A 19,649-nucleotide genomic window follows, 5' to 3' on the forward strand; every position below is an offset into this window, starting at 1 on the left:
GGGCCTCAGTAGTCGTAGCTCAGGCCGAGGAAGGCCGTGCGCTGCGGGTAGGGGTGGCTGACGTAGTACTTCTCGTTGCCCAGGTTGTCGATCCCGGCCGAGGCGGTGAGGTGCTCGTCGATGCGGTAGCTGGCCTTGACGTCGAACACGCTGTAGCGGCTGATGCCGCCGTAGGTGTCGTGGTTGTCGTCGGTGTTCAGCAGGGTGCCGTAGGAGGCGCTGGCGTAGCGGTAGCCCAGGGCGTAGGTCAGCCGCGCATCCTGGTGGTAGACCGCGGACAGGCGCGCCCGCCAGCGCGGGATGCGCGGGTAGTCGTTGCCTTCGGCGGCCGGGGTCAGGGCGTCTTCGAGGATTCGCGCCTGGGTCCAGGTCAGGCTGGCGGACAGGTCCAGGCCGGGCAGGCCGACGTCCTTCGCATCCAGCGCGCTCTCGATGCCGCGCAGGCGGGCGCGGTCGATATTGTCGATGCGGGTGACGTTGGGGCTGACGCTGGTGTCGGTCTGCGAGAACAGCGCGTCGTGGCGTTCTTCCTGGAACAGCGAGACGCGCAGCAGGTAGCGGTCCCAGCCGTACTGGGTGGTCCAGTCGAAGGAACGCACGTCCTCGGGCTTGAGGTTCGGGTTGTTCTGCACCAGCTGGGTGCCGCTGCTGATCTGCTGGAACAGCTCGCCCACGGTCGGGTAGCGCACCGCGCGGCCGTAGGAGAAGCGCGTCTGCAGGGCGTCGGTGATGTCGAAGGTCAGCGCCGCCTTGGGCGAGATGTCGTTGCGCTGCTGGTCGTCGTAGTGGACCTGCTGCGGGGTGGTGGTGACGTCGCGGTTGAAGCCGTCGAAGGCTTCCCAGTGTTCGGCGCGGGCGCCCAGGGTCAGGGTCCAGCGCGGGGCGAACCGCCAGGCGTCCTGCAGGTACAGCGCCTGGGTGCGCGTCTCGCCGCCGGAGGCCGCGACCTTGGCGCCGTTGCCGGCGGACTTCCAGTCGTCCAGCTGGTAGGTGCGCTGCTTCAGCAGGTAGTCGTCGATGTGGTAGCCGAAGCTGACCTCATGGCTGTCGGGGCGCCAGATGCCGCGCAGCTCGCCGGTCTGCCAGCCGGTGCCGTCCTGCACCTGGCGGGTGCCGGCCTGGCTCTGGCCGTAGTTGGAGGCGGTGCGGGTGGAGGAGTCGAGGTAGCGGTAGTCGCTGGCCGAGGCCTGCCAGTCGAAGAGGCCGCCGCTGTGGCTGGCGAACGACAGGCCGTTGAGCAGGTGCAGCTCGTCGGTGCGGCTGGGGTTGAGGCCGGAGACCTTGTACGAATGCCCGTCGATGTTGACCGTGCCGTTGTACAGGGTGCGCCCGCTGGCGTCCTTCAGGTAGCTGTCGACGCCGGTGTGGGAGTCGTTGGACCACAGGCCCAGGGTGTAGACCGCGGTGATGTCGTCGTTCAGGTCCCAGCCCAGCTTGAGCTTGCCCTGGTCCTGCAGGCTGTGGTCGATGGAGTAGCCGCCGAACACCAGGCGCTGCTTGCCGTTCTGGTCGCTGTCCGCGTGGGCGCCGCCGGCCGTGGGCGCGCCGGCCACCGGCGCCTTGCTCGACAGGCCGGCGGTGGCGTAGCTCATCGGCTGTCCCTGGCTGTCCAGGTGGTCGTAGGACACCCACACCGACAGCGGCCCGCGGCGGTCGCCGGCGGCCAGGCTGATATTGCCGGTGGCGTAGTCGTCGTGGCTGCCGTAGAGGTCGAAGTCCTGCCGCGAGCCGGTGACCGAGGCGTGGAACTCCGGGCGCGTGGGCATGCGCGTTTCCAGGGTCACCACGCCGCCCAGGGAGTTGCCCGGGTAGAGCGCGCTGAACGGGCCGTAGAGCACGTCGACGCGGGCGATTTCGGCGGGCGTCACCAGGCCCCAGCGCGGCGGGAAGGCGTAGCTGTTGCCGAGCAGGTTGGAGAGCAGCAGGTCGTCGGCGTAGACCAGCGACTGCGCGCTGGAAATGGTGCCCGTGGTGCGGGTGGCGAGGATGCCGTTGCGGTCGCCGATGAAGCGCTCGCGCACCTCGATGCTGGGCAGGTACTTCAGGGCCTGGGCGGAAGTGACCAGGTTGGTGCTCTCGCGCAGCTGTTCGGCCGTGCGGCTCTCGACCACGGCGGGGGCGCTGGCCAGGGCCGCGGGCAGCGGTTGCTGGCCTTCGGCGCTGACTACCACGTCGGCCAGGCGGGTGGGGGCGTCGCCGTCGGCGGCGGTTTCGGCGTGGGCCGGCAGCAACAGGCTGCCGGCCAGGCCGCAGAGCAGGGTGCGGGCGGCCGGGGGCTTCAGTGCGTAGGCAACGCACCGGCGCAGGGATGTGGACATCCGGATGATCCTTGTTCAGGACGACGGGAGCGCGGCCGGGCATGCGCGCAGGGGCACGCACGCCGGGGGCGCGGGTTCGGGGTGTCGTGGAACGGGATCAGGCCAGGGGCGGGCCGCGCGGACGGACGTCCAGCAGGTGCAGGAAGGGCGGGAGGGGCAGCGCCGGCGGTGGCGCCTGGGCATTGACCGGCCCCAGCGCCGGGGCCATGGCGATGGCCCAGAGCAGCGCCGGGCTGTCGTGCAGCAGGGTGCAGTAGCCGCAGGCGGGGTCGAGGCTGTTGTGGACCATGCCGCCGTGGTCGCCGGCCGGGGCATGCTGCATGGCCCCGTGGTCCATGGGCATCTGCCCCATGTCATGGGCGGAACACCAGGCGCCCTGGGGCGGCGGGGAATGCTCGACGGCTTCGAGGGTGCGCGAGAAGGTCGGGGCGAACAGCAGCAGCCCGAGGGCCATGACGGCCAGCCAGGAGGCGAGGCGGTACTGTGCTGAATGACGGCGCAAGATGGAACGTCCCGATCGGTGGGGCCGGGGTCTGGGGGCGCTATGCTGCCATGCCGGGGGTGGGGGCTTCAATGTGGGGGGCTGAGAATGAGGGGCCGTTCGGAGCGGGCGGCGAATCTGGCGTCGTCGTCATGCCCGCGAACGCAGGAACGCAGGGCGGACGGAGTCCGCTCGGTTCCTGGGAAGCACGGGCGTAGGAGCAACTGTCTTACCCACTGCGCGGGGGTGCTTTTCGTAGGATGGGTTGAGCCTGCGAAACCCATGCGGTCATGGTGATGGGTATCGCTTCGCTCAACCCATCCTACGGACGTTGTGTTTACCGGAGGATGTAGGAGCGGACTCCGTCTGCGATTGGACTCACTGGCCCCGCCGAACTATCCGGTGGCACGGCCAACGGCGGATAACCGCGAACGGTTATGCGCCCTACGTTCCTGTGTTCGTAGGAATGGCGAGGTGAAGTTACCAGGACCCGCAGCCTAGGCATCCCCCGGCTTCTGCTGGGCGTAGGCGCGGGCCTTTTCCTCCATCAGCCGCAGCACCCGGGTGGCGGTCTCGACGTCTTCCCGGGGAATGCTGCCGAGCACTTCGGCGCGCAAGGCGTTGAGGGCCTTCTCCAGGCGCTCGGCCAATTCCCGTCCCGCATCCTGCAAATGGATGGCGCGCAACCGCCGGTTGCCCGGCACCATGCGCCGTTCCAGCAGGCCGGCGGCTTCTGCCTGGTCGAGGGTGCGCACCAGCGCCGCCGGGTGCACGCCGATGCAGTCGGCCAGCACGTTCTGCAGCACCCCGTCGCCCATGCGCGAGACCAGCAGCACCGGCGTGGCCACCGCCAGCGACAGGCCGCTCTCGGCCAGCACCAGGCTGGCGGCCTGCTGCCAGGCGCGGCGCGCCGGTTGCAGCGAGCCGGTGAGGGCGAACAGGTGATCCTGGGGCGGGCTGGGCATGGGGCGGTCCGTTGCGGGTGGATTTCGCGCCGATGATACGGGCCCGGGCGGCGAGTACCAAACCCGCTTCGGCTTATCTGTGCAAAGTCAATAATTGCATTGACAGCAATTCGTCGCCGGTTCCAGAATTCGCCCAGGCCGGCGGCAGCGCCGGCGCCTCACGACCCATCCCCAGGTTCGCCTTCCATGAGCACCGAATTCCGCCCGCCGAGCCTCGCCCTCACCACCCTCGGCCTGGCCCTGGCCATCTTCATGCAGGTGCTCGACACCACCATCGCCAACGTGGCGCTGCCGACCATCGCCGGCAACCTGGGCGTGAGCGCCAACCAGGGCACCTGGGTGATCACCTCGTTCGCCGTCAGCCAGGCCATCTCCCTGCCGCTGACCGGCTTCCTCTCCCGGCGCTTCGGCGAGGTGCCGCTGTTCATCGGCTGCTCGCTGCTGTTCGTGGTCGCCTCCTTCCTCTGCGGCGTGTCCCAGGACATGGGCATGCTCATCCTGTTCCGCGCGCTGCAGGGCGCCGTGGCCGGGCCCATGTACCCGATCACCCAGAGCCTGATGATCAGCATCTACCCGCCGCACAAGCGCGGCACCGCCCTGGCGCTGCTGTCCATGGTGGCGGTGGTGGCGCCCATCACCGGGCCGATCCTCGGCGGCTGGATCACCGACAACTATTCCTGGCCGTGGATCTTCTTCATCAACCTGCCCATCGGTGCCTTCGCCGTGTTCGTGGTCAGCCGGCAGATGCGCGGCCGCCCGGAACGCCTGCAGCGCACCCGCATCGACTACGTCGGCCTGGCGACCCTGGTGGTCGGCGTCGGCGCGTTGCAGATCCTGCTGGACAAGGGCAACGACGAGGACTGGTTTTCCTCGCCCTTCATCATCGCCTGCGCGGTGGTGGCGGCCATCAGCCTGGCGGCCTTTCTCATCTGGGAGCTGACCGAGGACGAGCCGGTGGTGGACCTGCGGCTGTTCCGCCACCACAACTTCCGCTACGGCACCCTGGCGCTGGTGCTGTCGTTCTCGGCCTACTTCGCCATCAACCTGCTGCTGCCCCAGTGGCTGCAGCGCAACCTCGGCTACACCGCCACCTGGGCGGGCCTTGCGGCGGCGCCGCTGGGCATCGCGCCCTTGCTGCTGAGCCTGCTGGTGGGGCGCTACGCGGCCAACTTCGACCTGCGCCTGGTGGCCTCGGTGGCCTTCGTCGCCATGGGCGCCACCTGCTTCCTGCGCTCGGACTTCACCCTGGACATCGACTTCCGCCACGTCGCCCTGATGCAGGCGCTGATGGGCGTGGGCGTGGCGCTGTTCTTCATGCCCACCACGGTGATCCTGCTGTCGGACCTGGAGGCTCACGAGATCGCCGCCGGCTCCGGGCTGTCGACCTTCCTGCGGACCCTCGCCGGCAGCTTCTCGGCCTCGCTCACCACCTTCCTCTGGGACCGCCGTGCGGTGCTGCACCACGCCCAGCTCAGCGAGAGCATCACCACGTTCGACAGCGGCACGCGCAACAGCCTGGAGCTGCTTGGCCAGGGCGACCCGCAGCTGGGCGCCAGCCTGCTGAACCAGATGATCACCCAGCAGGCCTACCAGATCAGCTTCAACGAGCTGTTCCACGCCCTGGGCTGGATCTTCCTGATACTGATGAGCGTGATCTGGCTGACGCGCCCGCCGTTCAGCGGCAAGGCGCGGGTGGCGGTGGCGGACCACTAGGGCCGCCGTGCCCGCGCGGGGCACGGCGGGCCGTTCAGTCTCCGGACTTGGGCGGCGTTCAACCGGTCGCCGTGGGCCTCCAGGGTGGCCAGCGCCGCTTCCAGGCGCGCCACCGGCCAGCCCAGTTCGGCGCGAGCGGCGGCGTTGATCAGGGCATCCATCGGTCGGCTCCCGCAGTCTAGCCAGCGCACCGCTTGTGGGCATTCACACTGCGGCCGGGAAGCGGCGGCGTGCCCATGAGCGGTACGCGACGAACGGCGCCAGCCCCGGCAGAGCGGGCGTCGTGGCGGCGCGGGCGGCAGCCGGGCAGGGCGCCAAGGCATGGACCTTGCTGAACTTGCCGGGCCCCTGGAAGGTCCGTCCCAAGGCGGGAGGATGCAGCCGGCGCGCTGGCCGCCCGATGGATTTTCCCGTGTTAGTCTTTTGGATTCTCATTCGCTTCGCCGTCCGCAGCGACTTTTCGCGGGCGGCCCGAAACGTGGAGATCGGCCCATGTCCCGCCCGATCGATTCAGGTCTGGCCGACGCGGCCATTGCTGCTTGCGGTGATGCCTCGGCCAGGGCCCTGCTCGATGACTGGTTGAGCGAGCGCGACGCACCCTGCGCGCTCTTTCTCGATGTCGACGGTACCCTCCTGGATATCGTCGAATCCCCCGATGCGGTGCGCGTTCCCGACGACCTGCGCGCCGCCCTGCAAAGCCTGCACCGCCAACTGGACGGTGCCCTGGCGCTGGTCAGCGGACGCCCGCTGGCGCAGCTCGACGACCTGTTCGCTCCCCTGCGCCTGCCGGCCAGCGGTGGCCACGGCGCGCAGTGGCGCCTGGCCGGCGGGCAACCCCTGCAACAGTTGCCGGCGGCCCATCTTGGCGCGCCGCAGCGCGACCAACTGCTGGCCCTGGCCCGGCGCCACCCCGGTGTGCTGGCCGAGGACAAGGGCAGCAGCCTGGCCCTGCATTACCGTGCCGTGCCCGAGGCCGGCCCGGCCCTGGCGGCGGCCCTGGAGCGCCTGCTGCGCGGCCCCGAGGGCGCCGGGCTGCGGCTGCTGCCGGGGAAGATGGTGTTCGAGGTGCTGGCCCATGCCAGCGACAAGGCCCAGGCCATCCGCCGCTTCCTCGGCGAGCCGCCCTTCGCCGGGCGCCGGCCGCTGTTCATCGGCGACGACCACACCGACGAGCCGGCCCTGGCGCTGATGCCGCAGTTGCACGGCCTGGGCCTTTCGGTCGGGCGCCTGGCGCCCGGCGCGCGGGCCGCCTTCGACCACCCGCGCGCGGTGCGCGAGACACTCATTCAGGCCACGAGGAGAACACAGGCATGAGCAAGCACAACGGCGCGCTGGACCTGGGGCTGATCGGCAACTGCCGCGTCGCCGCCCTGGTGAACCGGCAGGCGCGCCTGGTGTGGTGGTGCTACCCGAACTTCGACGGCGATCCGGCCTTCTCCCGGCTGCTGGCCGGCGACGAGGAGAAGGGCTTCTGCGACGTGCTGCTCGACGGCATGGTCAGCAGCCACTCGGAGTACCAGCCCAACACCGCGATCATCCGCACCACCCTCACCGACGCCGCGGGCAACGCCGTGCGCATCACCGACTTCGCCCCGCGCTTCCTGCAGTACGGCCGCTACTTCCGTCCGGCGCAGCTGTGCCGGCTGGTGGAGCCGGTGCAGGGGCTGCCGCGGGTGACCCTGCGCATGCGCCCGACGCACCACTACGGCAAGCCGTGCGAGGCGGTGGCCGGCTCCAGCCACATCCGCTACCTGGGCGGCGACCAGGCGCTGCGCCTGACCACCGATGCGCCGCTGTCCTACGTCATGCAGGAAACGCCCTTCGCCCTCAAGCACCCGGTGAGCCTGGTGATGGGCGTCGACGAGCCGCTGGACGAGTCCCCCGAGCAGGTGGTGCGCAGCTTCCTCGAACGCACACGCGCCGGCTGGTACGAGTGGGTGCGCTCGCTGGCCATCCCCTTCGAATGGCAGGACGTGGTGATCCGCGCGGCCATCACCCTGAAGCTGTGCAGCTTCGAAGAGACCGGGGCGATCATCGCCGCGGTGACCACCTCGGTGCCCGAGGCGCCGGGCACCCAGCGCAACTGGGACTACCGCTACTGCTGGCTGCGCGACGCCTACTTCGTGGTGCTGGCGCTGAACCGCCTGGGCGCCACCAAGACCATGGAGCGCTACGTTGACTTCATCACCACGGTGGCGGTGGAGGGCGCCGAGCTGCGCCCGCTGTACGGCGTGGTCCCGGCCATGGACCTGACCGAGCGCATCGAGCCGGACCTGGCCGGCTTCCTCGGCCACGCCCCGGTGCGCGTCGGCAACCAGGCGGTGGAGCAGGTGCAGCACGACGTGTTCGGCTCGGTGGTGCTGGCGGTGCTGCAGAGCTTCGTCGACCAGCGCCTGCCGCACCCCGGCGACGAAGGCATGCTGCGCCTGCTGGAAAGCCTGGCCGAGCGCGCTGCGCGCAACGCCTTCGTGCCCGACGCGGGCATCTGGGAATACCGCGGCCGGCAGCGCGTGCACACCCATTCGGCGATGCTCTGCTGGGCCGCCTGCGACCGCGTGGCGCGCATCGCCGCGCGCCTGGGCCACGGCGAGTCGGCGGCGCGCTGGCGCAAGGAGGCCACGCGCATCCGCGAGGGCATCCTGCGCGAGGCCTGGAGCGAGCGGCGGCAGTCCTTCACCGGCAGCTTCGGCGTCGACGACCTCGACGCCAGCGTGCTGCTGATGCACGAGCTGGGGCTGATCGAGGCCGACGACCCGCGCTTCGTCGCCACCGTCGACTGCATCGGCCGCGAGCTGAACGTCAACGGCCACCTGCTGCGCTATGCCGCCGCCGACGACTTCGGGGTGCCGGAGACCGCCTTCCTGGTGGTCAAGTTCTGGTACCTGGACGCCCTGGCCGCCATCGGCCGCCGCGACCAGGCCCGCGAGCTGTACGCCGAGCTGCTGGCCGCGCGCAACAGCTTCGGCCTGCTGTCCGAGGACCTGCATCCGCACACTGGCGAGATGTGGGGCAACATTCCGCAGACCTACTCCATGGCCGGCTTGATCAACACCGCCATGCGTCTGTCCATGAGCTGGGAGGAGGGCCTATGTCGCGGCTTGTAGTGATTTCCAACCGGGTGGGCATGCCCGATGCCGAGGGCCGGCCCGCGCCGGGCGGCCTGGCGGTGGCGGTGGCGGCCACCCTGCGCGAGCGCGAGGGGCTGTGGTTCGGCTGGAGCGGCCAGGTGGCGGAAGTGCCGGCCGAGCCGACCACCCTGCAGAACGACAACATCACCTACATGGTCACCGACCTGCCGCCGCAGGACTTCCAGGAGTACTACAACGGCTTCGCCAACCGCGTGCTCTGGCCGATCCTGCACTACCGGGTGGACCTGGCCGAGTTCACCGAGGCCGACTTCGGCGGCTACCTGCGCGTCAACGAGTTCTTCGCCGAGCGCCTGAGCCCGCTGCTGCAGCCGGACGACGTGCTGTGGGTCCACGACTATCACCTGATCCCCCTGGCCGTGGCGCTGCGCGAGCGCGGCCACCGCAACCGCATCGGCTTCTTCCTGCACATCCCCATGCCGCCGCCGGACCTGCTCACCGCGCTGCCGCACCACGAGGAGCTGGTGCGCGCGCTCACCGAATACAACCTGATCGGCTTCCAGACCGAGAACGACGCCGACAACTTCGCCCGCTACCTGACCCGCGTGGTGGGCGCGGCCACCCCCGATTCGCGGCGCTTCAGCCTGGGCCACCAGCACTTCCGCGTCGGCGTGTTCCCGGTGGGGGTGGACGTCGAGGGCTTCCGCCGCCTGGCCGAGGAGGCCGAACACGGCCCGCTGGCCGCCAAGCTGGAGGAAAGCCTGGTGGGCCGGGCGCTGATGGTCGGGGTGGACCGCCTGGACTACTCCAAGGGCATCACCAACCGCCTGGACGCCTACGAGCGCTTCCTGGAGAAATACCCCGAGCGGCAAGGCAAGGTGACCTGCCTGCAGATCGCCCCCGGCAGCCGCCAGGAGATCCCCGAGTACGCCGAGATCGACGCCGCGGTGAGCGCCCGCGTGGGGCACATCAACGGCCGTTTCGCCGCGGTGTCCTGGGTGCCGCTGCGCTTCGTCAGCCGCAACCTGGGCCGCGAGGACATCGCCCTGGTCATGCGCCGCGCGCGCATCGGCCTGGTCACGCCGCTGCGCGACGGCATGAACCTGGTGGCCAAGGAATTCGTCGCAGCGCAGGACCCGGCCGACCCCGGCGTGCTGATCCTCTCGCAGTTCGCCGGCGCCGCCGCCGAGCTGGGTGCCGCGCTCATCGTCAACCCCCACGACCGCGACGCCCTGGCCGACACCATCGAGCGCGCCCTGGAGATGCCGCTGGAAGAACGCCAGGCGCGCCACCAGGAGATGTACTCGGTGCTGGAGGCCAACCACATCCGCTACTGGGGCCACGGCTTCATCGAGGCCCTGACGCGCCCGGGCGTGCCGCTGAACTGGCTGTCCAGCCGCGGGGCCAACCGCTGAGGGGGATGGTGCAGGTTGCACCGAGATGCTCTTCGTAGGAGCAACTGTCTTGCGCCGAGGTGCTCTTCGTAGGATGGGTTGAGCTTGCGAAACCCATGCGGTTGCGCTGATGGGTATCGCTTCGCTCAACACCATCCTACGAAAAGCCGTGCTGTGGTGGCATAGGGTTCAAGAGCGCCCTCTCCCCAGCCCTCTCCCTGAAGGGAGAGGGGGCTAGTCCGTGCCGAGAAAGGATTTGGTGTCAGCCGGCCACAAGGTGCAAGCCGGCTAACGCGGAAACATCAGCGCACGCCGAACGGTCCCCTCTCCCTTCAGGGCGGGGCGCGCAGCCGAGGGTTAGGGAGAGGGGACGGGACCAAGCCCAAACACCGTCATTCCCGGCCGACACCAAAAACTCACTCCCCCTCAAACGTCCCCCACAGACAAGCCCTGCCACCAAGCACCACCTGCCGCCCCCGCGCAAAGGCCTGCACCAACTCCAACCGCTCATCCAGCAACAGGATGTCCGCCTCCAACCCCACAGCCAGGCGCCCCTTGCGCCCCTGGAGGCGCAGCAGGTCGGCCACGTTGCTGGTGAACGGCCGCAGCGCCTGCTCCAGCGGCAGTTGCTCGCGCAAAACCAGATCACGCAGCTCATTCATCAGGCTCTTGCACCCCGCCAGGGCCAGCCCCGTCAGCCGGCCGTCGCTATCGAACACCGGCTGGCTGCCGTTGGCGTCCGAGCTGATGGTCAGCCGCTGCAGCGCGACGCCCGCGCTCAGCGCCTGGATCACCGCGCGGCTGGACTTCAGCGCCTGCTTGGCGCCCAGTTCGGGGTTGATGCCGCTGGTGAGGTCGATGTTGCCGCCGTCCAGGGCGAAGCGGATCGCCGCCTCGTAGAGCGCAGCCGTGCGGTTGACGTGGGTCGGCAGCAGTTGGCCGATGGGGATGTCGCTGTGTTCGAGGATGCCGTACAGCGGCTCCAGCGCCCGGCGGCCGTTGCCCAGGTGGAACACGCTGATGCCCGCCTTGCCGCCCAGCAGGCCGCCGAGCCGGGCTTCGGCGGCGATGCGCGCCAGTTCGCCGATGCCCGGCGCGGACGAGCGATGGTCGGAGATGGCCGTCTTCACCCCGATAATGGGATCGATGAAGGCGATGTCGCGCTGGATGCTGCCGGTGATGGTGGGCGTCGGGACGCCATAGGCGCCCGTCAGCATGAAGGCAGTGATGCCCTCGCTGTTCAGCGCGCGGGCCTTGGCCAGCAGCGATTCGGGGTGGCGGGTGATGGCGTCGGTGCCGAGCAGGCCGACCACGGTGGTGATGCCGCCCTCCAGCAGGCTGGACAGGCGCACCTCCGGCGTGCGGCTGTGGGGCCCGGCTTCGCCGCCGCCGCCGATCAGGTGCAGGTGCTGGTCGATGAGGCCGGGGCAGAGCGTCAGGCCCCGCGCATCGATTTCCTGGCAGCCCGGCAGGTTGGGCGCTTCCAGGTGCTCGGCGATCGCCAGGATGCGTTCGCCGCCGATCAGCAGGTCGCGCCGGCCGAGCTTCTCGGGGGCGTAGAGTTCGCCGCCGCGCAGCAGCAGGAACGCCGGCGGCGCAGGGGCCGCGTTGGTCATCGTCATTCGGCCCAGCCGCCTTCCAGTTGTTCGCGGGTTTCCTCGACGCCGACCTGCCACAGCTCTTGCATCAGCGCGTCATCCTTGTGGTAGGCGCCGCCGTAGTTGCCGTCGCCGATGTAGGCGCGCACGGCCTGGGCGCCCAGTTGGCGCAGGCGGGCCAGGTCGACCATCGGCTTGCGTTCCTCGGGCGGGGTCTGGCCGGGGATGCGCGTCCAGGGGAAGTTCTCCATCCACGAGGCATGGGAGGCCAGCGCGTCTATCTCGCGGACCTTCGCCAGGGTGCGCGGCGTGCTCCACCAGTTGTGCAGCTTGACCCGCGCCTGCGGGTGCCGGCACAGCCACTGCTGGATTTCCGCCTGCACCGGGCAGTTGCCGCCGTGGCCGTTGACCAGCAGGATGCGGCGGAAACCCTGCTGGTAGAGGCTGTCCAGCACGTCGACCAGCAGCGCGAAGTAGGTCGCCGGGCGCAGCGAGACGGTGCCGGGGAAGTCGCCGAAGTAGGGCGTCATGCCGTAGGGCAGGGCCGGGAACACCGGCAGCCCCAGGGGCTCGGCGGCCTCGATGGCCACCCGCTGGGCGAGGATCACGTCGGTCATCAGGCTGAGGTAGGCGTGCTGCTCGGTGCTGCCCAGGGGCAGCAGGACGCGGTCGTCCCGCTGCACTTGGCGCTCCACCTGCATCCAGTTCATGTCGCCGATGAACATGGCTTGCTCCTGTCGTTGCGGGCGGTGGTGAAGTGCCGTTCCAGCACCTCGCGTTCGACGGCCGGGGTGGCCAGGCTGACGACCACGGCGACGGCCATGCCGAGCAGCCAGGCCGGCAGCAGCGGGTCGGTCCGCAAGCTCAGCCAGCCGTCCAGCCAGCCGGCCTTCAGCACGACGAAGCACAGCTCGCCCAGTAGCACGCCGGCCAGCGCGCCGGCGGCGGTGGCGCGCTTCCAGTACATGCCGAGGATCACGGCGATGACCCAGATGCCCAGGCCGCCGAAGGCGAAGCGCACGATCTCGAAGATGCTGGCGGGCTTGAGCACGCCGATGGCGATGCCGGCCAGGCCGATCAGCAGCGTGACCCAGTGCGACAGCCGGAGCACCCTGGCGTCGCTGGCCGCGGGGTTGATCAGCTTCTGGTAGAGATCGCGGCTGATGCCGCCGGTGGCCACCACCATCAGCGCCGACACCGTCGACATGCCCGCCGAGACGATGCCGGCGATCATGACCGAGGCCAGGATCGGGTCCAGCGAGCGCTGCAGCAGCATCGGCACCACGAAGTCGGCGTCGCGGCCGACGAGGCCCGGCAGCGAGACGAAGGCGTTGACCCCGGCCCATTCGATCAGGGTGGCCGAGACCAGCATGCCCAGGGTGCCCAGCAGCACGCTCTTGAACAGCACGGCGTGGCTCTTCATGGCGTAGAACTTGGTGAACAGCGTCGGCTGGCCGATGGTGAAGAAGCTCCACATCAGGATCATGGTGACGTAGACGCTCCAGCCGTATTCGCCCTTGCTGCCGGGGTGGGCGAGGTGGCCGGGGCTGTCCGTCGCGAGCTGCGCGGTGATGGCTTCCAGGCCGCCGCCGGCGCGGACGGAAATGACGAAGGTGACCACCGCGGTGAGCACCATCAGGCTGCCCTGCAGCACGTCGGTGAGCATGGCGCCGCGCATGCCGCCGTACATGCAGTAGAGGATCACGATGCCGCCGGTCACCACCACGCCGACCCACTCCGGGTAGCCGGTGAAGGTCTTGACGATGATGCCGGCGCCCACCAGTTGCGCGCCGGTCATGGCGACCAGGAACACCACCATGGCGATGGCGTGGATGGCGCGCATCGGCGAGGACTGGTAGCGGTCGGCCAGGTAGTCGCTCATGGTCAGGTAGTGGTTGCGCCGGCCCAGCTCCATCAACCGGCGGCCGACCAGCAGCGCGGGGATCAGCATGGAGAAGGCCACCCCGGGGATGGTGATGCTCATCCCGGCGAAACCGTTGCCGTAGGCGATGGCCGGCACGCCCATGAAGGTGCTCATGCTGTACTGGGTGGCGAAATAGGCGATGCCCGAGACGATGGCGCCGGCCTTGCCGCCCATCACCAGGAATTCCTTCATGTTGCGCGTCTGGCGCGCGGCGACGTAGCCGATGGCGGCGATGACCAGGAAGTAGACGCCCATGGTCAGCAGGAAGGGGCCGGGCGTGGGCGTCAGCAGATGATCGATGTCAGACATGCGCGTCGGCTCCTTCCTGTTCCGCCTGGAAGCCGCGGTATTCCGGGCGCTTCAGGCATTGCACGGCGAACAGCGCGGTGAGTGCGATGACCACGCCGCCGTGGACGATCCAGCCGAAGAGAAACAGCGGCACGCCCCAGGGGCCGGCCACGTAGGTTTCGCTGTAGTACCAGGGCAGCGGCAGCATGATCAGCCCGTACATAAACATGAAGACGAGGAACCAGCCCCGCTCGAATCGGTTTTCCCAGACGCCCATCGTTACTGCTCCTGAATGCGAAGTGTGGTGAGGGGCCCCGGCGAACGCGGGGCCCGCATGTGCGTGTTAGGGCGGGCTACGGAGGCTCGTCCAGGTAGAGGTAGGGCAGCAGCCGTTCGGTCTGGGCGCTGATGGCTTCGAGCGAATCCCCGGTGTGCTGCGCCAATGCCGCGCCCAGGGCCTCGATGAGCGCGACCATGCCGGCGTTGGAGGCGTACAGCAGCGGGTGCTCCGCAACCGCGTAGAGCGCGGTGTCGGCCAGCGCTGCGATGGGCGAGGCCGGGCCGTCGGTGAGGGCCAGCACCTTGCAGCCGCGCTGGCGGGCCAGGCCGAGCAGTTCGACGATACCGCGCGAATAGCGGGGCAGGGCGATGCCGATCACCAGGTCGCCTGCGCGCAGCACGTTGATCCGCCGCAGGGCCGACTCGACGCCGCCCATGGCGGCGAGGTCCTTGACCCCGGCGCGGAACGGCTCCAGGCAGTTGGCGGCGAAGGCCGCGTGGATGGCGCTGACGCCGAGGCCGGCGACGTACACCTGGCTGGCGTTGGCGAGCAGTTCGACGGCGCGGCGCACCTGCTCGTCCCGCAGCAGCTCGTGGCTGCGGCGGATGTTGCCGGCGGCGCTGTCGAGGGATTCGCGCACGACGCCGGCGGCGCCGATGTCCCGCGCAAGGCCCAGGCGCAGCTTCTCCACCGGGGCGTAGGCGCTTTCGTAGAGCTTGCGCAGCGTGGCGCGGAAGGGCGGGTAGCCGTTGCAGCCGCAACGGTGGGCGAAGCGGTTGATGGTGGCGACCGAGACGCCGGCGGCCCTGGCCAGCTCGTCGATGTTCATGGTGGAGACCGCCAGCGCGTTGTTCAGCACGAAGTCGGCCAGCTTGCGGAAGGCCGGGGAATAACCCGGGCGGGCGCGGGCGATGGCGCCGAGCAGCAAATGGGAAGGTTCATCGGGCATGGCGGCGGGCCCCGCTGCGCTTGTGCCTGGAAAGCGCTGCTGTCTGGAAATCGGTTTTTACTTTTCGTGTTGCCTGAAAATTAATTTACAGGCAGGCACTTATCGGCCTCGCTGAATAGTTGGGAGGGAATATTCCGAAGAACTTGTGCGACTGGATCAGGCCCGCGCCCGGAGCCTGATCGCGGCGGTCATTCGATCTCGAACAGGCCGTTGCGGATCGGCCCCACGCTCAGGCGCTCGCGCACGTCGTCGTCGATGCGCGGGTCGTCCGGGCGGTACAGCTTCACCTGGCGGTAGGCGTTGATCCGGTTGATCTCCGCGCCCAGGTATTCCCAGACCACCCGGGTGCACGCCGGGGTGCGCCGGTCGCCGCTGGAGACGCCGGTCTTCAGGCCGTTGAGGCGGGTGATGCGGCTCTTGAAGCTGGGGATGAGGATGGTCTGGCTCATCTCGTTGACGGTGAGCGACTCGTAGTCGATCAGGAACAGCCGGTCCTGCAACTGGAAGGCCGCGCCCAGGTAGCGGCAGCGCACCCAGTCCTCGGCCTGCACGTCGGTGCTGCTGGAGCGTTCCTGACGCTCCTGGCGCTCGAACAGGAAGTTGCCGTCCTCCTCCCACAGGTGCACCAGCGACAGCAGGATGGAGCCGGGCACCGACATGCAGTTGGAGTATTCGAAGTAGTAGCCGCAGTAGCGCGACAGGTTGCCGGCCTGCTCGCGCAGCGGTTCTAGCAGGCGCAGCAGCGGGTCGTTCGCCTGCGTGCCGGCCTGGCTTGCGCGGGCGCCGATCAGGCGGGCGAACTGCTCCGGCGGCAGGCCCAGTTCGTAGTCCTCGACGCCGAAGAAATCGCCGATGCGCTTGAGGTTGAACGGGGCGGGGCGGCTCTGCCCGCTGAGGTACTTGTTGAACTGCGCGCGGTTGATCTGCAGCTGGCGGCAGACCTCGGAGATGGAGCGGTAATGGCTGCAGGCGAGCTTGAGGTTTTCGCCCAGGTGATCGGACATCGACGGTATTCCGGTGTGATGCGAGTGGCGCAAGCCTAGCATCAACTCGCGCCAGAGCGTAACAGGATGCGAAATTGTCACGTCCCCTCGTCTTGGCCAACCTTGCCCGCCAGCGCCAGGCCCAACCCGCGCGCCTGGCGCCTCTCTTCCAACCGAAGAACAAGAATCGAGGTCACACTCCATGCTCGAAGCGCTCAACGACTTCCTTTCCGGGAAGGTTCTCATCGTGCTCATCGTCGGACTCGGCAGCTACTTCACCCTGCGCTCCCGGTTCGTCCAGTTCCGCCATTTCGGCCACATGTTCGGCGTGTTCAAGGAGTCCATCCGCGGCCAGGCCGGCCAGTTGAGTTCGTTCCAGGCGCTGATGCTGAGCCTTGCCGGGCGCGTGGGCGCGGGCAACATCGCCGGCGTCGGCATCGCCGTGACCCTCGGCGGCCCGGGCGCGGTGTTCTGGATGTGGGTGACCGCGCTGGTGGGCATGTCCAGCAGCTTCTTCGAGTGCACCCTGGCCCAGGTCTACAAGCGCGCCGACGGCGACGGCCTGTACCGCGGCGGCCCGGCGTACTACATCCAGCACGGCCTGAAGCTCAAGGGCATGGCCGTGGTGTTCTCGGTGCTGCTGCTGGTGACCTACGGCTTCGCCTTCAACGGCCTGCAGTCCTACACCGTGACCCATTCGCTGCAGAACGCCTTCGGCTTCGCCCCGCAGCACACCGGCATCGCCCTGGCCGTGCTGCTGGCCATCGTCTTCATCGGCGGCATCAAGCGCATCGCCGCGGTGTCCGACCTGCTGGTGCCGGTCAAGACCCTGGCCTACATAGGCGTGACCCTGTACGTGATCGGCAGCCAGGTCGAGCACGTGCCGGCCATGCTGGAAACCATCTTCAAGAGCGCCTTCGGCCTCGACCCGGCCTTCGGCGGCCTGCTCGGCAGCGCCATCGTCATGGGCGTGAAGCGCGGCGTGTTCGCCAACGAAGCCGGCCTGGGCAGCGCGCCCAACGTCGCCGCCGTGGCCGCCGTGCGCCACCCGGCGTCCCAGGGCGTGGTGCAGGCCTTCAGCGTGTTCCTCGACACCTTCGTCATCTGCACCTGCACCGCGCTGCTGATCCTGCTCTCCGGCTTCTACACCCCGGGCTTCGAAGGCGACGGCATCGTCCTCACGCAGAACTCCCTGGCCGCGGTGGTCGGCGACTGGGGCCGGCTGTTCGTCAGCGTCGCGCTGTCGCTGTTCGTCTTCACCTGCATCCTCTACAACTACTACCTGGGCGAGAACAGCCTGCAGTTCCTCAGCCGCAACCGCCTGGTGCTGATCGGCTACCGCGCCCTGGTGCTGGCGCTGATCGTCTGGGGCTCGGTGCAGAACCTGTCCACCGTGTTCGCCTTCGCCGACATCACCATGACCTGCCTGGCCTTCGTCAACCTGCTGGCCCTGGCGCTGCTGTTCAAGGTTGGCCTGCGGGTGATGGGCGATTACGATGCACAGCGTCGCGCCGGCGTTCAGCAGCCGGTGTTCGACTCCGCCCAGTTCGTCGACCTCGACCTGGACCGCGAAGCCTGGCCGGCCAGCCAGCGCGCCGAGGCCGCCCGCGAAATCCCCGCCGGCCTGCCGCAGGCGCAGGGCTGACGGCCGCGCGGGCCGTCCCGGCGGTCGGCCCGCGCCACTACAAGAACGCAGGATCAGCCCATGCGCGCAGTCAAGAACCTCTTCGTCCTCTACACCGGCGGCACCATCGGTATGCTGCAGACCTCCGAAGGCCTGGCCCCGGCCAGCGGCTTCGAGGCGCGCATGCGCGAGTGGCTGGCCGGTAGTGGCCGGCAGCCGACCTTCGCCTGGGCCTTCCGGGAAATGCAGCCGCTGCTGGACAGCGCCAACATGCAGCAGGCGAACTGGCTGGCCATGCGCGACGCCATAGTCGACGCGGTGGAGCAGGGCGGCCATGACGGCGTGCTGGTGCTGCATGGCACCGATACCCTGGCCTATACCGCGGCGGCGCTGTCGTTTGTGCTGCTGGGGCTGGATGTGCCGGTGTTGCTGACCGGCTCCATGTTGCCCGCCGGTGCGCCCGGCAGTGATGCCTGGGCCAACCTTGGCGGCGCCCTGGATGTGCTGGAAGGTGGCCAGGCCAGTGGTGTGCAACTCTACTTCGGCGGCGCGCTGCTGCACGGCGCGCGTGCCACCAAGCTGCATAGCGAAGCCTTCGACGCCTTTACCACGCTGCCGCGTCATCGCGATGGCCAGCGTGCAGGACAGGTGCCGCCAGTCCTGGATTATCGCCAGCCGCGTCAGTCGGTGAGGCTGGCTGTGCAGCCGTTGTTCCCCGGTCTGCAGGCCGAACAGTTGGAGGCTGTGCTGAATAGCGGCGTGCGGGGGCTGCTGCTGGAGTGCTATGGCAGTGGTACCGGTCCTTCTGACAATGAAGCTTTGCTTGCTGCGCTGGGCGCGGCCCGTAAGCGTGGGGTGCTGCTGGCTGCCATCAGTCAGTGTCCGGTGGGTAGTGTGGTGTTCGATACCTACGCGGCCGGCAGTCGCTTGCGCGACACTGGACTGGTGTCTGGTGGTGGTATGACCCGTGAGGCGGCTCTGGCTAAGTTGTTTACTTTATTGGGCGCGGGGTTGGATGTGGAAGAGGCAGAGCGTTGGTTTGGCCTGGACCTGTGTGGGGAGTTGGCCAGTTAGTATGGGCCTGATGCCGTTTTTCTCCATGGGAGAAACGGCATTTTTCATAACGAACTCCCCAGCCACGAGGTCCGAACTAGGCGTCCCCCCCACGAGCGTACATCTCTGCAGCCCGCGGGGCTCTCGCGACATCCATGTCGCATGACCTCCTGAGTGCGGGTTTTGCTCGGCCTTCTGAAGGGGCGTTTCGGTGCGCTCGGGTATTTCTCTGGAAGTCCCAAAGCCAGAGCAAGAGCGAGCTTGCTCGCGAACTGGCCGGTGATATCTGCGCACCGGTTCAACGCCGCCCCTCTCCCTAACCCTCGGCTGCGCGCCCCGCCCTGAAGGGAGAGGGAATCGTTGGGCAGACGTTGGTGCTCTGGAGTCAGCCGGCTAGCACAGAGATTGTCGGCTAAAGCCAGGCCTCTTCTCTGCACGGACGGCCCCCTCTCCCGCTTGCGGGAGAGGGTTGGGGAGAGGGCGCTCTTGAGGCCAGCACCAAAAGTTCCCGGCAACTCCTGTTCGCGAGCAAGCTCGCTCCTACGAAAAGCGAAAAGCGCGTCACTCCGGCATTCGCCCCAGCCGCTGTTGCAGGCGCGTCAGGAAGCCGATCTCGAAGGCCATTCGCCGCCAGTTGTCCATGTGCTCTATGCGCCCATGGACGAGGCGCGTCCACAGGTAGCCGTCGGCTTCGCCGGCCAGCCAGCTTTCGGCCAGGAGAATGCCTTGGTCGGCGGCTGGCTGCGTGGGAATGGGCCAGGTGAGCGTCAGGCCGGGCTGGCCGTCGGCGGCGGGGATTTCGACGGGATGGGTGTTGCTGGGGAGGACGATCAGATTGTTGGAATTGGTCATGCTTGGCACTCCGGTGTGATGAGGAGAGCTGCCTCCAATGCTGTCAACCAATGGAGGCAGACCGCGCGGGGTTGACAGACCGGACACCGGAGCCGGCAGACCCGAGGGTCTCCCCGCGCGATCTGCCATGACGCTTGCGGA

17 protein-coding genes are annotated in these 19,649 nt (G+C 68.7%); 6 read left to right on the top strand and 11 right to left on the bottom strand.

The window, feature by feature from the left end:
• Nucleotides 1-5 precede the first annotated feature (5 nt).
• The 3 genes from IG194_RS28695 to IG194_RS28705 all read right to left on the bottom strand — a co-directional run bounded on the left by IG194_RS28695 (nucleotide 6) and on the right by IG194_RS28705 (nucleotide 3,764).
• Nucleotides 6-2,318, bottom strand: coding sequence for a TonB-dependent receptor (locus IG194_RS28695; protein WP_058489513.1), 2,313 nt, complete (start codon nucleotides 2,316-2,318; stop codon nucleotides 6-8).
• Between the two features lie 97 nt (nucleotides 2,319-2,415).
• Nucleotides 2,416-2,820 (bottom strand): DUF2946 domain-containing protein, encoded by a 405-nt coding sequence (locus tag IG194_RS28700; protein ID WP_141679762.1) that lies wholly within the window; start codon nucleotides 2,818-2,820, stop codon nucleotides 2,416-2,418.
• A 476-nt stretch (nucleotides 2,821-3,296) separates the two neighbouring features.
• Nucleotides 3,297-3,764 carry a MarR family winged helix-turn-helix transcriptional regulator gene (locus tag IG194_RS28705; RefSeq protein ID WP_058072162.1) on the bottom strand — a complete coding sequence of 156 codons (468 nt, stop codon included), beginning with the start codon at nucleotides 3,762-3,764 and terminating at the stop codon, nucleotides 3,297-3,299.
• Between the two features lie 186 nt (nucleotides 3,765-3,950).
• Between IG194_RS28705 and IG194_RS28710 the strand changes: the two genes are divergently transcribed.
• The gene (locus IG194_RS28710) at nucleotides 3,951-5,477 is read left to right on the top strand and encodes a DHA2 family efflux MFS transporter permease subunit (protein ID WP_058489514.1); all 1,527 of its coding nucleotides are present in this window, start codon (nucleotides 3,951-3,953) and stop codon (nucleotides 5,475-5,477) included.
• On the opposite strand, the gene IG194_RS28715 is transcribed toward IG194_RS28710, so the two are convergent.
• Entirely contained in the window at nucleotides 5,474-5,638 is a 165-nt protein-coding gene (locus IG194_RS28715; protein WP_160329412.1) for a hypothetical protein, read from the bottom strand. The genes IG194_RS28710 and IG194_RS28715 overlap by 4 nt on opposite strands.
• A gap of 331 nt (nucleotides 5,639-5,969) precedes the next feature.
• On the opposite strand from IG194_RS28715, the gene otsB reads away from it, so the two are divergent.
• Genes otsB through IG194_RS28730 form a run of 3 tightly spaced genes read left to right on the top strand, consistent with a single transcriptional unit; the run spans nucleotide 5,970 to nucleotide 9,978 of the window.
• Entirely contained in the window at nucleotides 5,970-6,791 is an 822-nt protein-coding gene (gene otsB, locus IG194_RS28720) for a trehalose-phosphatase (protein WP_058489515.1), read from the top strand.
• On the top strand, nucleotides 6,788-8,581 hold the full coding sequence (locus tag IG194_RS28725) for a glycoside hydrolase family 15 protein (RefSeq protein ID WP_043272632.1): 1,794 nt from the start codon (nucleotides 6,788-6,790) through the stop codon (nucleotides 8,579-8,581). The genes otsB and IG194_RS28725 overlap by 4 nt, the downstream gene beginning before the upstream one ends.
• Nucleotides 8,566-9,978 (top strand): alpha,alpha-trehalose-phosphate synthase (UDP-forming), encoded by a 1,413-nt coding sequence (locus tag IG194_RS28730; protein ID WP_058489516.1) that lies wholly within the window; start codon nucleotides 8,566-8,568, stop codon nucleotides 9,976-9,978. The genes IG194_RS28725 and IG194_RS28730 overlap by 16 nt, the downstream gene beginning before the upstream one ends.
• Nucleotides 9,979-10,373: 395 nt before the next feature.
• Here IG194_RS28730 and iadA read toward each other — a convergent pair whose 3' ends face one another.
• The 6 genes from iadA to IG194_RS28760 all read right to left on the bottom strand — a co-directional run bounded on the left by iadA (nucleotide 10,374) and on the right by IG194_RS28760 (nucleotide 16,000).
• A complete protein-coding gene (gene iadA / locus IG194_RS28735) occupies nucleotides 10,374-11,579 on the bottom strand; it encodes a beta-aspartyl-peptidase (RefSeq protein WP_058489517.1) in 1,206 nt (401 codons plus the stop codon).
• A complete protein-coding gene (locus IG194_RS28740) occupies nucleotides 11,576-12,280 on the bottom strand; it encodes a creatininase family protein (protein ID WP_058489518.1) in 705 nt (234 codons plus the stop codon). The genes iadA and IG194_RS28740 overlap by 4 nt, the downstream gene beginning before the upstream one ends.
• Nucleotides 12,262-13,788 (bottom strand): sodium:solute symporter family protein, encoded by a 1,527-nt coding sequence (locus IG194_RS28745; protein ID WP_058489519.1) that lies wholly within the window; start codon nucleotides 13,786-13,788, stop codon nucleotides 12,262-12,264. The genes IG194_RS28740 and IG194_RS28745 overlap by 19 nt, the downstream gene beginning before the upstream one ends.
• A complete protein-coding gene (locus tag IG194_RS28750; RefSeq protein ID WP_058072169.1) occupies nucleotides 13,781-14,044 on the bottom strand; it encodes a hypothetical protein in 264 nt (87 codons plus the stop codon). Before IG194_RS28750 ends, IG194_RS28745 begins: the two co-directional genes overlap by 8 nt.
• A gap of 76 nt (nucleotides 14,045-14,120) precedes the next feature.
• Nucleotides 14,121-14,996 carry a MurR/RpiR family transcriptional regulator gene (locus IG194_RS28755; RefSeq protein WP_082996283.1) on the bottom strand — a complete coding sequence of 292 codons (876 nt, stop codon included), beginning with the start codon at nucleotides 14,994-14,996 and terminating at the stop codon, nucleotides 14,121-14,123.
• A 188-nt stretch (nucleotides 14,997-15,184) separates the two neighbouring features.
• Entirely contained in the window at nucleotides 15,185-16,000 is an 816-nt protein-coding gene (locus tag IG194_RS28760) for a helix-turn-helix domain-containing protein (protein ID WP_058489521.1), read from the bottom strand.
• Nucleotides 16,001-16,181: 181 nt separating this feature from the next.
• Between IG194_RS28760 and IG194_RS28765 the strand changes: the two genes are divergently transcribed.
• Both IG194_RS28765 and IG194_RS28770 read left to right on the top strand, forming a co-directional pair.
• The gene (locus IG194_RS28765; RefSeq protein WP_058489522.1) at nucleotides 16,182-17,624 is read left to right on the top strand and encodes an alanine/glycine:cation symporter family protein; all 1,443 of its coding nucleotides are present in this window, start codon (nucleotides 16,182-16,184) and stop codon (nucleotides 17,622-17,624) included.
• A gap of 60 nt (nucleotides 17,625-17,684) precedes the next feature.
• The gene (locus tag IG194_RS28770) at nucleotides 17,685-18,677 is read left to right on the top strand and encodes an asparaginase (RefSeq protein ID WP_058489523.1); all 993 of its coding nucleotides are present in this window, start codon (nucleotides 17,685-17,687) and stop codon (nucleotides 18,675-18,677) included.
• A gap of 540 nt (nucleotides 18,678-19,217) precedes the next feature.
• Here the strand turns inward: IG194_RS28770 and IG194_RS28775 are convergent.
• Nucleotides 19,218-19,508, bottom strand: coding sequence for a LasR-specific antiactivator QslA (locus tag IG194_RS28775; RefSeq protein WP_009620344.1), 291 nt, complete (start codon nucleotides 19,506-19,508; stop codon nucleotides 19,218-19,220).
• Between the last annotated feature and the right edge of the window lie 141 nt (nucleotides 19,509-19,649).

This window comes from Pseudomonas sp. ADPe (assembly GCF_014843515.1).
Taxonomy (GTDB): Bacteria; Pseudomonadota; Gammaproteobacteria; order Pseudomonadales; family Pseudomonadaceae; genus Pseudomonas; species Pseudomonas citronellolis.